The sequence below is a fragment of the Faecalicatena orotica genome (assembly GCF_003149245.1).
GTDB classification, from domain to species: domain Bacteria; phylum Bacillota; class Clostridia; order Lachnospirales; family Lachnospiraceae; genus Faecalicatena_A; species Faecalicatena_A orotica.
On record NZ_QGDL01000012.1, the window covers coordinates 149,649 to 162,485 of the forward strand.

Below are 12,837 nucleotides of genomic sequence, written 5' to 3' on the forward strand. Positions count from 1 at the left end.
CAAAATGTCATAAGTTGTGTATATACAACTTTGTTTCTATCCCACAAACACAAAGAGAACCTTTCCTGCAGAGATAACATAAAATCTGCTAAAAAGGCTCTCTTCCAAGGGCTTTTTAATTCCATATTCGCTTTTTCAATTGCCACGCCTCTTAATACTCTCCGACCAGCGTCGTCTTCAGCAGATTTGTATTCCCGGACTTTCCAAGCGGTACCCCGGCAGTCAGCACAACAACCTCGCCGTTTTCTACATAACCTTTCTTCTCCGCCGCCTCCGTGGCATGCAAAAACAAAATCTCCATACTATATTCTTCCCGGATCCTGACCGGCAGGACCCCCCATGACAGATTCAGCTGCCTGTAAGTATGTTCATCCGGTGTACAGCCCACGATCATACAGCCCGGACGGTATTTTGAAATCATGCGCGCGGTATGTCCTGATTTGCTCACTGTGATGATTGCCTTTGCTTTCAGGTCAATCGCAGTCATGCACGTGGCATGGGATATTGCAGTCGTCATATCAGACCGGCTCTCCTTGCTGCGGATGCTGAACAACTGGTTGTAATCAATATCGCTTTCGGTGCGGACCGCTATCTTCACCATCGTGCGCAGCGCCTCCACTGGATATTTTCCCGCTGCCGTTTCTCCGGAAAGCATGATGGCACTTGTACCCTGATAAATGGCATTCGCCACGTCCGTCGTCTCTGCCCTTGTTGGCCGGGGATTCTTCATCATGGAATCCAGCATCTGCGTCGCTGTTATCACCTGTTTCCCGGAATTGTAGACCTTTCCTATGATGGATTTCTGAATGACCGGTACATCCTCCAGCGGGACCTCCACACCCATATCCCCTCTGGCAATCATGATTCCGTCAGCCGCCCCGATGATGCTTTCTATGTTGTCAACGCCCTGCTGGTTCTCTATTTTTGCAATAATATTAATGGAATCCCCGCCATTCTCTTTAAGAATCTTCCGTATCTGCCGTATATCCTCTGCACTGCGGGTAAAGGATGCAGCGATAAAATCAAACCCCTCCTGAATGCCAAACAAGATATCTTCCCTGTCCTTCTGGCTGATAAACGGCATATTCACCTCCACCCCCGGGAGATTCACCCCTTTATGGTCAGACACCATTCCCCCGTTGATTACCCGGCAGTGCACCTCTTCTCCTTCTATTTTTTCTACGCACAGGCCTACCAGGCCGTCATCTATCAAAATACTGTCGCCGGGTTTCACATCCCGGTACAGCCCGGAATAAGTGACGGAAACAATATGGTCCGTCCCTTCTGTTTCTTTTGATGTTAAAATGAACTCCTGCCCCTCGGTCAGTTCTTCCTTCCCATTCCGAAACGTACACAGACGTATTTCCGGCCCCTTAGTGTCCAAAAGCGCGGCAATCGGCCTGTCTAGGCGTTCCCTGATTTCCTTGAGCTTGTCAAGGCGCACCTTCTGTTCCTGATGTGTTCCGTGTGAGAAGTTGAATCTGGCTACATCCATACCGCCTTCCGCCAGCTGTTCCAGCACACCCTCACCATCTGTCGCTGGTCCCAGTGTACAAATAATTTTTGTTCTGCGCATCACAATTCCTCCTTTCTCCTTCTCGCCTTATGCGAGGAGGATTCCCTCAAACTTACTTACGTTTTCTGACTTTCCTATGACTACGAGTACATCACCCTTATTAAAAACGTACTCCGGCTCAACCTCTGTTTCCGTTTTCCCCGCATGCTCAACCGCTATGATATTCAATCCATATCTCTGGCGGAAACGAAGCTCCTGCAGGCTTTTCCCGATCATCCTGACTGGTACCATCACTTCCGAAATCTCTACATTATTATTCAGGGAAATGGAGTCCATCACACTGCTGACGAGCATTTTCTTCGCAAGCCTTAACGCCATATCTTTTTCCGGATAAACAACTTCTGCCCCGATCTTCTCCAACACCTCCCCCTGGTCCTTGCTGATTGCCTTGGCAATCACCCTCTTTACACCCAGATTCACCACGTTCAGCGTTACAAGAATGCTTGTGTCGATCTTCTCTCCGATACAGACAATCACCGTATCACAATTCTGGATCCCGATTTCCTCCAGAACTTCTTTCGTCAATTCATCCGCGACATAAGCAAAATCCGTATAGTTCCGAAGTTCCTTTACTTTATTCTCATTGCGGTCTACTACAATCACCTCACGGCCCGCCTCCGCCAGTTTTTCTGCAAGTGCTGTGCCAAACCTTCCTAAACCTATAATACCATAACTTTCTGATAATTCCTCTTTCAACATGATCTCCATCTCCTAACCAATTGTTATATTTTCCTCCGTATACACCGCATTAGCCGGCTGCTTAAAGCTCCACATCGTAATAATCGTGAGAGTCCCGAGCCGCCCGATGAACATTGTCAGAATTATGACCAGTTTCCCGGCGGTGCCTAAATCCGGTGTAATCCCCGTCGAAAGCCCTACAGTTCCAAATGCAGATGTGCATTCAAAAAGAAGCTGCAGGAATGAATATTCCGGCTCCAGCACACACATCACGAGTGTGGAAATACTGACAACCATGAGTGATAAAAAAGTAATCATAAATGCTTTAAATACCACTTTATCAGGAATCTTCCTCCTGAATGCAGTACAGTGCTGGTTCGTTGCTGTACTTTTCACACTATTGAGCAGTACAAACAGTGTACTCGTTTTGATACCTCCTCCTGTAGACCCGGGCGAAGCGCCGATAAACATCAGGATCGTCAGGATAAAAAGCCCGGCCGAAGTAAAATTTCCGATTGGGTATGTGGAGAACCCGGCTGTTCTGGCCGAAACACTCTGGAAAAAGGCACCCAGCCATGTTATATTTTCCGTACATTTCAGAAGTACCGTACCGGTTACAATCAGGGCAATGCTTGTCACGATTACGGCTTTCGAATGGAGGCACAGTTTCTTAAAACACCGGTTCCGGATAATGTCCAGAATAACCAGGAACCCAAGGCCTCCAAATATAATCAGACCGCATGTTGTCAGATTCAAAAGTACATTATCCTGATACGGAATCAGGTTCTTAAGACCGCCCAGAATATCAAACCCGGAATTATTAAACGCCGCTACAGAATGAAACATGCTGATCCCCAGCGCATCCAACGGCGAATACTTCTGCACGAACACAAGATAGCTCAGAATAGTCCCTGCCGTTTCAAAACACAATGTCATGATGAGAACATACTTTACAAGGACGACCATCCCTTTAAACCCGTTCACATTCAGGGCCTCTTTTACCAGAAGCCGTTCTTTGAAACCAATCCGTTTCCCTGCCGCAAGAATAATGCCGACACCCACAGATGTCACACCCAGTCCGCCTATCTGTATCAGCACGGCAACAACCGTACGCCCGAACACCGTAAAATGCTCTGCCGTGTCTATGGCAATCAGGCCAGTTACGCAAACAGCACTTGTTGATGTAAACAGCGCATCAATCCAGCTCACCCCGGCCCCGTCCCTGACAGACACTGGCAGTTTCAAAAGTATTGTTCCCGCAAGGATAACAAATGCAAACCCAAGCGTAATGAGTCTGGCCGGTGACTGATTTTTAAAAAAGTTTTTCCCACCCTGCAATATTACATTCAAAATAATAACGCTCCCTTTCATATCTATATTATAAAATCAAATGGAAAGGGCCATCCTTTTCTTTCCATCCTGCCGGTGGATAAATCCGCAGTTAATCCGACGCAGGAACATATACACGTTTTTCGCAAAATGGCATAAAAGAAAAATTACGCATGGGATAACAGCTATTTTGAATAAAACAGACAAAAAAGAGTCAATGTAGAGTCTTGCGTCCCAAAACACAGAATCTTGTTTACGGAGCGCTGAAAAAACAGAGATCCCTGATCTCTGCTCTGAAATGAAATTATCTGAAGAATGGCCCGCAGCACACAGTACCTGTGCCCCCGCTTCCTGTATTGCATCCGCACTGACTCCGGCATGCACACCAGCTTCGGAACAACCACCCTGTCGCATGCTGATTCCAGCCTCGATCAGCGTAACCGAATGATATAAACCATTCATAATAAAAACTGTGAAAAATAAAACTAAAACCAACCGGCCCACGCTATAAGCCGTCCTGTTTTCTGCCTTATTCTTCATTTGATTCACCTCTGCCCGGATACACATACTTCAGGTCCATACCTCTCGCTCTTAATAGTTATATGCATTATAGGGCGGAAGGTGACAGGCGTCAATTTTATATCCAAAATCTGAGCGAAACCTTAACACGGCTTTTTAGATAGGAATTTCCTGTATAAAAAAAGTACCACAGAAGGTTCATCCCTCTGCAGTACTATGTTTTTGCGCTTTATACAAAAGTGCCTGAATTATTTCAGGTTAACTTCTGCTCCCTGCTCTACAAGTTTAGCTTTCAGTTCTTCAGCTTCTGCCTTAGAAACGCCTTCCTTAATTACCTTAGGAGCTCCGTCTACTAAGTCTTTAGCTTCTTTTAATCCAAGTCCTGTTACTTCACGAACAACTTTGATAACTTTAACCTTAGAAGCACCTGCTGATACTAACTCTACGTCAAACTCATCTTTCTCTTCTGCTGCGCCTGCTCCGTCTCCAGCTGCTGCTGCAACTACAACACCTGCTGCTGCAGATACACCAAATTCTTCTTCACAAGCTTTTACTAATTCATTTAATTCTAATACTGATAACTCTTTGATCGCTTCGATCATTTCAGCTGTTGTCAATTTAGCCATTTTTATATCCTCCATTTTAGATTATTTCAGGATTATTCTCATCCTCTTATTTTAGTTTCTTATTACTTATTGTACCTTGACGGTTCAATGAGGTAAACCTTAATCCCTCAGGCTTATGCCCCTGGAATTCTGTCCCGGCTTACTCAGCCGGTGTCTCTGCTGCTTCTACAGCCGGAGCTTCCTCTGCTGCTTCTGCAGGAGCTGCTTCACCGCCCTGCTCTGCAATCTGCTTAATAACACGAGCAAAATTGGTGATAGGTGACTGCATACTTCCAAGTAATCTGGAAAGTAATTCTTCTCTTGAAGGGATCTTTGACACTTCTGTTAATCCAGCAACATCATAGACTGTTCCTTCAACGACACCGCCCTTTAATTCAAGCTTGTCTGCTGTCTTAGCAAACTTGCAGATAATTCTTGCCGGTGCTGTTGCGTCATCTTTGGAAATAGCGATTGCGCTTGGTCCTTCAAGACAATCAGTAAGTCCTTCGAATTCAGTTCCTTCAAAAGCTCTCTTCATCATGGTGTTCTTGTAAACTTTGTAAACGACACCTGCTTCTCTAAGTTGTTTACGAAGTTCTGTGTCCTGAGCTACTGTTAATCCACGGTAGTCAACAAGAACAACTGACTGAGCGTCTTTGATCTCTTCTGAAATTGCCTCAACGATTGGTTGTTTTAATTCAACTTTTGCCACGTTCTGGTACACCTCCTTATTTTATTTGTGCGTGTACTGCCAAAAATAAAAAAGCTTCCATGCCCGAAAACACGAAAGCTCACAAATTCATATTAAGAATTCTGATCTTCCTCGGCAGGCGTTCATAACTTATGCCTTACGGCACCTGCTGTCTTCGGCAGTTAATTGCTTTAATAGATTAACACTAATCTATACACTTGTCAATAAGTTTCCACCAATTTATTGATAATTAATTGATGTTTTAAAATAATTATTTCCCATATTCCCTATTTCAGTTTATCTGGTCAAACGAATTGTATAATTATATATATCAGCCCGATTATACATTTTCGAAAATTCAAGTACGTCACCATCCGACGTATATGTCTTACGTTCCAGATACAGTAAAGGATCATCCACAGAAATCTCTAACCGTTCTGCTATCTCAGGAGGACACGATATTGCTTTCAAAGATTCATCTGCACAATCAATGATAATATGATGTTCCTTCTCCAAAATACTATATAATGAAATTGACTGATTATCCAATTGCTCCTGCAAAGAGCCTGAAGTAATGCTTTTAATCATGATATTACTGTCAAGGATATTCAAATTATAGTAGCTGTCATGCATACTCATTACAATGCTATTGACAGTACGCAGCCTTACAATATGCATCAGTGGAGTTACATCAGGCACTTCCATTTGTGCAGCTATTGCAGGATTAGACAAAACTTCCAATGTGATTGTCTTTGAACCCGGTATGCAATTTTTCTGTATAATATCTTCTGAAAAACTAGTAAGCTTAGGCAGATGATATGAGAATTTTGGGGGAGCGACAAAGGTCCCCTTTGCACGTTTTTTTACAACATAGCCTTCATTCTCCAGCAATTCAAATGCATGTCTCACCGTAATCCGGGAAATCCCCAGTAACTCCTGTAACTCCGTTTCTGTAGGAAGTTTTTCTCCAACTGTCCATTCGTTATTTTTAATCTTCTCTAAAATATATTCTTTTAGCTGTAGGTACAATGGAACTTTTGAATCAGGATTAATATTCATTTTCACATTCCTTTCATGCTGCCTAAATGTAAAAACCAATCGATTCGAGACTAAGTTATCACATTATCAGGAAAATCAACATACGATATAACTTAAAATATTATAACAAAGTTTATTTTAAAATGATAGACTGATTTTACAAATATTGGCAGCCTTACGGGTTCTAAAACATTATCAGGTGGCGTTACTGTCTACAGACCTGACCATAGACAGCTACTGCCTTTCCTTTGTTATTCTGTACAACAATAGTTTGGTGCTTCTTTTGTAATATTAATATCATGTGGGTGGCTTTCCTTTAATGATGCCGGAGATATCTTTACAAATCTTCCCTTTACTTTTAATTCCTGGATTGTCTTAGTTCCACAGTATCCCATACCTGACTTGATTCCTCCCAGCAATTGGTAAACTGTATCTTCCAGCATTCCGCGATATGCAACTCGCCCTTCTACTCCCTCCGGAACCAGTTTTTTTGCATCCTGCTGAAAATAACGATCTTTTCCCCCGTTCTCCATTCCTGCTATTGAGCCCATACCACGATAGACTTTATATTTCCTTCCTTGATACAGTTCAAATTCTCCCGGACTTTCATCACACCCCGCTAACAGACTTCCCATCATACACACATTAGCCCCGGCAGCAATTGCCTTCACAATATCCCCGGAATACTTAATACCGCCGTCTGCAATTAATGGCACCTGATATTTTTTTGCCATTTCATAGCAATCCATTATAGCAGTAATTTGGGGAACACCTATGCCGGCCACTATTCTGGTTGTACAAATAGACCCCGGCCCTATCCCTACCTTTACAGCATCTGCTCCTGCCTCAACCAGCATTTTAACAGCTTCCGAAGTCACTACATTTCCTGCAATAACCGGGACGTTTGGAAATGCACCTTTTATCATACTGATACATTTAATTACATTTGCTGTATGTCCATGAGCTGAATCTACCACCACAACATCGGCCTGTGCCTGTACCAATGCTTCAACCCGTTCCAGAACATTTGCGGTAACACCAACTGCCGCCCCGCAAAGCAAACGGCCCGTTTTATCCCTTGCAGAATTGGGGTATCGAATTGCCTTTTCAATATCTTTTATAGTTATCAATCCCTTTAACCGGAATTTATCATCCACTATCGGTAGTTTTTCTTTTCTTGCTTCCCCTAAAATACGTTTGGCCTCTTCAAGTGTGATTCCTTCCCGTGCAGTAATCAGCCCGTCCTTAGTCATGCACTGGGAAATTTTTTTTGAATAATCTGTCTCAAATTTCAAATCCCGGTTTGTTATGATGCCTACTAATTTATCTCCCTGTGTGATTGGGACACCTGAAATCTTATACTTACTCATAAGTTGTTCAGCATCTTTCAGTGTATGCGCGGGAGACAGGTAAAAAGGATCTGCAATTACCCCGTTTTCCGAACGCTTTACCTTGTCAATTTCTTCTGCCTGTCTTTGGATGTCCATATTTTTATGAATAATCCCAATGCCGCCCTGTCTGGCCATAGCAATCGCCATGCGGTGTTCAGTTACCGTATCCATTCCAGAACTCATCAGAGGGATATTCAACATGATATCCTTAGTCAAATATGTTGACAGTTCAACCTGTGACGGCAGTATTTCCGAATATTCCGGTACCAGCAGGACATCATCAAATGTGATTGCTTCTTTTAGTATTTTTCCCATAACCACTCCTTATTTTTACAAATTCTCACGAATCTCAAAAACTTTATTCATAAAGCGCATTGTCCGGTCGCGGTCAACCGTATTCGTCCAGATTCCATCCTTTTTAAAATAGCTTGCCACAATACCGCCGTCCGCCACACGCATAATCCGTTCTGCGTTCTCAGGGGTAATCCCGCTTCCTACAATGACCGGAACATCCGGATTTACTTTTATGCTTAACATTTCTTCATCCGTAGGTGCATCCCCTGTTCTGTTGCCAGTACAAATCAATACATCCGCACAGAAGAACAACGAATCCTTAGCCTGCTCTTCAATCGAACGGTCCGCAACGATTGCATGACTCCCATGCTTAACATGTGCGTCCGCAAATATTGTAATATCATCGCCTTTAATAGCTGAGCGATAACGCAGTACTTCTCCCGCCATCCCTTCCACAAATCCTTCGTTTGCAATATAGGCATTCACAAATTGATTTATCCTTACAAATTGTGCGCCAATTGCCTTTGCTATTGCCAGTGCAGGTATTGCTGCATTAGCGAGACAATTAACGCCGAGCGGCAGTCCATGTGCCTTGACCTTTTTTCCTATCTCTGCCCCGAGATAGGACATCGCGGCTACTGTTTCATACCCAAATTTATCCGGCTTTACAAAAGGTATATCTCCATGATTTTCAATAATAAAACCGTCCACTCCACATTCAATAAGAGTATCAACCTCTTTCATGGTATATTCCAAAATCTTATCCATAGATTCTCCTTTGTAGAACGGAGCTCCCGGCAAAGACATCAGATGCAGAGTCGGAATAATTGGTTTTTTTACATGGAACATTTCTTCCAGTTTGTTACTTTTGCTGTAAACTAACTCATTCCCCAACGAATCCACCTCCTATAAAAGTTTCCGCAAATACGAAGCAATCTTAGGCACATCTCTTGCAGCCGGCTCATTACTGTCATATTCGATAGAAATATATCCATCATAACACTTCTTTTGCAATATCATTTTGATTTTTTCATAATCCAGAATTTTATCGCTGCCATCTTCTCTTATATCAAAAAATTTAGCATGAACTACAGCCGCATCTGGAAGAGCCTCTTCCAGAAATGCATATGAATCTTCTTTATCCAGGAAACTACCATTGTCTAATATTACTTTCAGTTTTCCATCGCTTATTTCCTTCATCTTCTTCACATCTGCCACGTTCTGGACTACCCCTGGTTCCTGATTTTCAATTCCCACTGTAATCTCTGGATACTCCCCTTCACATATCACCTCTGTAATGCTGTCAAATACCTTAATTTGCCGTTCTGCATCTCTTAATCTCTCCCCTCCTACTGATATCCTCATAATAGAAGCGCCAAGATAATCGGTGGCCTTCAGCCAATCACGCATTGTACTTTTAGCTGCATTAATTTCATCATCACTAAATCCTCCAAATACGCATTTAGTGGCAACAGAATATACAGGCAGGTTTAGTTCTGCAGCTTTTTCTTTTATTTTCTGCAGATAACTCTCATCGAGACTCTCGAAATGATTATTCCAAATTTCGGCCCCATCGAGCAGGCAATCATTTTTGCAATGCTCCATCCATTTAAATATATCCATTTCCCCGTTTGCAAAACTATTTCTGTGGGACCAGGAAATACATCCTATTTTCATTCAAACCACACTACCTTTCTAATAATAAACTTATTATGCTTTTCTACACCCCTGTTCCATCTTCCCCTTGAATATGCTCTTAGGTATAATGTTCCTGATAAATGCCCTCTACGCCTGCAGGTGTATGCATTGAGGCCTGCGCCCCTACGGAGGAAACTGTAAGCGCACCGGCAATGCATCCGTAACATAGTGCCTTATAGCTCTCCATCCCCATTTCATGGTTTACTACAAAAGCTCCGGTAAAAGCATCTCCCGCACCAACCGGATCTACAGGATTAACCTTTAAGCCTTCTGCATAATAAATATTTTCACCTTCTTTTAGCACCGCCCCATGTTCGCCAAGAGAAATCAAACATAAACCACACTTGCCAAACTCCCTTTTTTCTAACTCTTCCATAATTTCTTTTGGACTGTCTCCCTGTATACCAAGCAGCATCCGGGCCTCTCTTTGATTTGCAATCAATGCATCTGCTTGATTAATCAGTTCCGGGAGACACTTTTCGGCAGGTGATAAGCTAAGATATGTATAAATACCATGAACTTTTGCATATTCCATCACCTTTTTGACGGTATCAATATTCATTTCCAATGAAATGAGCAGAGCATCCAGCCCATCAAGCTTTTTAATTATTCTTTCGGCCACCTCTGCCTCGTTTGCACCGAAGCTCACAACACTAAAATAATCGTTGTTACCATCCACCAAAAACATGTAAGTCTGCCCTGTTGGCGCATTTGGATTTTTCATTAATAATTCTATATTGCAGCCTTTTTCTGTTAAATAGCTGGAAATCCGCTGTCCTACATCATCCGCCCCTACAGATCCCATTATATATATCCCTCCGCTGTACCGCGCCGCTTCCACAGCCTGATTAGCGGCCATCCCGCCTATACAGCTACCCATAAAATTCCCCAGGACCCTCTCTCCTTTTTGAGGAATGGATTCTGCATGGAATATGTTATCTAAAGCGATACTGCCTAAAACACCAATCTTCTTTTTCTTGTACATAACCGTTTATTTCCCTTTTAAACACTGGACAATCTGATCACATAAGGCCATCGTTTTCACGTTGTCCCTCGCATCACATATAGGATTTTGATCTTTTTCTATACAATCAAAGAAATGTTCCAGCTCCCCTACATAACCATTCAGGTATAAATCACGCCATCCTCCGGAACTTGAAGTATTAACCGGTGCCAGCACCGTGTCTTCCTCATCTAATGTTTTCCAGCGTGCCCCGGCTGTTTTGACAGGTTTATCAAAGTGGTACCGGACCTGCATCATATTATCCACTTTAACAAAACCATTCGTCCCAGTTACACAAATCTCTTCCCAATGTCTCTTCCACGCCGGGATACCCCCAAAAAACATGCTCCCTATCATGCCGCTGTCAAAACGCATGGTAAAGATATTATCAACCTCTACATCAACGCTGTTCGTATATCCATGTATGTCCTGAACCTCCCCAAACAAGTCTCTCATCAAATCTACATAATGTATCCCCCCTACTTTTGTAAATACATTATTATCCCATCCAGGCCTTCCTGACGTAATTGCAAACATTCCCATAAATGAGAGAGCGGTTCCGAAGTCCTCCTTGTTATTCATAATTCTTTTCATAGCTATATATGAAGGAGAGAAACGTTTCATAAAACCTACCATAACTTTTTTATTCATCTCATCCGCCAAATCAGCTATCTCCAAAGCTTCCTGTTCGTTCATACCGAGGGGTTTCTCAACAAATACATGCAGTCCCCTTTGCAGGCATTCTTTTACGATATCTGCCTGACTTGCCGCTTCTGTTATTACAAAAACTGCATCTAATTCTTCCTGATCCAGCATTTCCTTATAATTCCCAAAAGCCTTATCAATTCCAAAGCGTGCTGCAGCCTCCTGCGCCCTTTCTAAATGTCTTGCACACACAGCCTTCATTGGATATCCCATCATGTGAAGACTGGAAAATATATTTGCTTTTGCGTGAACACCACAGCCAATCATTCCTAATTTTAATCCTTGCATTTTTCTTCTCCTTATAATTTGAATTCACTTTTTATATTTTTACTAAACAGAATCTTATCTGCTTTTATTTTTTTCTAAACTGTTCAAGCAGAACTGCTAATATAATAACCACACCTAAGAGTAACTGCTGGTAATAAGATACGATGTTAAGGATTGAAAGCCCATTATTAATCGTCCCTATCAGTATGGCTCCAAATACAGTCCCTACCAGAGAGCCAACACCTCCCAGAAGGCTGGTCCCGCCTATTGCAGTCACAGCTGTTGCATTTAGTTCAAGCCCCTGTCCAACTGTAGGCTCACTTGCACCCAGGGTACAGACATACAGTACGCCCACCACCGCTGCACAAAACCCACATATGGAGTATGTTATAGTTTTCATTTTTCTTGTATTAATACCTGACAATCTGGTTGCCTCTTCATTGCCGCCCAGACAGTAAACGCACCTTCCCAGAAAAGTATAGTTTAAAATTATATAACCAATTATAAACATAAGCAGCGCAATAATTGTGATAATCGGAACACCTAGCATTCTTCCATTCCCTATTTTTATTAATAGTGAGTCCGTCACAAAAATAGAGCGGCCGGATGTCAATATGTATGTCAGCCCCCTTGCTATACTCATAATACCTAAAGTACAAATCATAGGCTGTAGTTTGAAGTAGCTGATGAGTATACCGTTAAACATTCCAAATAAAGTCCCTGTCAGAAGTCCGATAGCCAATGCTAAGTATACCGGCATCCCCCACTTGGTAATCGCAATTCCTAACATCACACTGGACAATGCCGCTACCGACCCAATAGACAAGTCAATTCCACTGGTTAATATAGCAAAGGTCATTCCAATTCCGGCAACCATTACGATGGATGACTGCTGTAACAAAAGAAGAAGATTGCTTATTTTGATAAAATGCGGAGACAAAAAAGTCAATACTCCCCACAAAACGGCTATAAAACCTACTAACAGAAAATTCCTTGCTTTCATTCTCCTAAATCTATCTTTCATTGTATCCATACTTCAGCAT

The 12,837-nt window shown here is 42.6% G+C and carries 13 protein-coding genes and 1 other annotated feature; all 13 genes read right to left on the reverse strand.

Going from position 1 to position 12,837, the window contains the following annotated elements; translation table 11 throughout:
* Positions 1 to 151: 151 nt before the first annotated feature.
* The 13 genes from pyk to A8806_RS18895 all read right to left on the reverse strand — a co-directional run bounded on the left by pyk (position 152) and on the right by A8806_RS18895 (position 12,827).
* Positions 152 to 1,576 carry a pyruvate kinase gene (gene pyk / locus A8806_RS18835; protein WP_109732714.1) on the reverse strand — a complete coding sequence of 475 codons (1,425 nt, stop codon included), beginning with the start codon at positions 1,574 to 1,576 and terminating at the stop codon, positions 152 to 154.
* Between the two features lie 27 nt (positions 1,577 to 1,603).
* The gene (locus A8806_RS18840; protein WP_416388175.1) at positions 1,604 to 2,272 is read right to left on the reverse strand and encodes a potassium channel family protein; all 669 of its coding nucleotides are present in this window, start codon (positions 2,270 to 2,272) and stop codon (positions 1,604 to 1,606) included.
* 15 nt (positions 2,273 to 2,287) lie between these two features.
* The gene (locus A8806_RS18845) at positions 2,288 to 3,604 is read right to left on the reverse strand and encodes a TrkH family potassium uptake protein (protein WP_330405405.1); all 1,317 of its coding nucleotides are present in this window, start codon (positions 3,602 to 3,604) and stop codon (positions 2,288 to 2,290) included.
* Between the two features lie 36 nt (positions 3,605 to 3,640).
* On the reverse strand, positions 3,641 to 4,123 hold the full coding sequence (locus tag A8806_RS18850; protein ID WP_181368785.1) for a hypothetical protein: 483 nt from the start codon (positions 4,121 to 4,123) through the stop codon (positions 3,641 to 3,643).
* A gap of 227 nt (positions 4,124 to 4,350) precedes the next feature.
* Positions 4,351 to 4,728 (reverse strand): 50S ribosomal protein L7/L12, encoded by a 378-nt coding sequence (gene rplL, locus A8806_RS18855; protein ID WP_109732718.1) that lies wholly within the window; start codon positions 4,726 to 4,728, stop codon positions 4,351 to 4,353.
* 139 nt (positions 4,729 to 4,867) lie between these two features.
* Positions 4,868 to 5,419 (reverse strand): 50S ribosomal protein L10, encoded by a 552-nt coding sequence (gene rplJ / locus A8806_RS18860; protein WP_109732719.1) that lies wholly within the window; start codon positions 5,417 to 5,419, stop codon positions 4,868 to 4,870.
* 38 nt (positions 5,420 to 5,457) lie between these two features.
* Positions 5,458 to 5,595, reverse strand: a sequence feature (ribosomal protein L10 leader region).
* 100 nt (positions 5,596 to 5,695) lie between these two features.
* Positions 5,696 to 6,457 carry a GntR family transcriptional regulator gene (locus A8806_RS18865; RefSeq protein ID WP_109732720.1) on the reverse strand — a complete coding sequence of 254 codons (762 nt, stop codon included), beginning with the start codon at positions 6,455 to 6,457 and terminating at the stop codon, positions 5,696 to 5,698.
* 230 nt (positions 6,458 to 6,687) lie between these two features.
* Positions 6,688 to 8,142, reverse strand: coding sequence for an IMP dehydrogenase (gene guaB, locus A8806_RS18870; RefSeq protein ID WP_109732721.1), 1,455 nt, complete (start codon positions 8,140 to 8,142; stop codon positions 6,688 to 6,690).
* Positions 8,143 to 8,157: 15 nt separating this feature from the next.
* Positions 8,158 to 9,015, reverse strand: coding sequence for a BtpA/SgcQ family protein (locus A8806_RS18875; RefSeq protein WP_207657871.1), 858 nt, complete (start codon positions 9,013 to 9,015; stop codon positions 8,158 to 8,160).
* 12 nt (positions 9,016 to 9,027) lie between these two features.
* The gene (locus A8806_RS18880; RefSeq protein ID WP_181368786.1) at positions 9,028 to 9,744 is read right to left on the reverse strand and encodes a sugar phosphate isomerase/epimerase family protein; all 717 of its coding nucleotides are present in this window, start codon (positions 9,742 to 9,744) and stop codon (positions 9,028 to 9,030) included.
* 133 nt (positions 9,745 to 9,877) lie between these two features.
* A complete protein-coding gene (locus tag A8806_RS18885; RefSeq protein ID WP_109732723.1) occupies positions 9,878 to 10,804 on the reverse strand; it encodes a carbohydrate kinase family protein in 927 nt (308 codons plus the stop codon).
* A gap of 6 nt (positions 10,805 to 10,810) precedes the next feature.
* Positions 10,811 to 11,815 carry a Gfo/Idh/MocA family protein gene (locus A8806_RS18890; protein ID WP_109732724.1) on the reverse strand — a complete coding sequence of 335 codons (1,005 nt, stop codon included), beginning with the start codon at positions 11,813 to 11,815 and terminating at the stop codon, positions 10,811 to 10,813.
* 64 nt (positions 11,816 to 11,879) lie between these two features.
* Complete coding sequence (locus A8806_RS18895) at positions 11,880 to 12,827, reverse strand: ABC transporter permease (protein ID WP_109732725.1); 948 nt, start codon at positions 12,825 to 12,827, stop codon at positions 11,880 to 11,882.
* Positions 12,828 to 12,837: the final 10 nt, after the last annotated feature.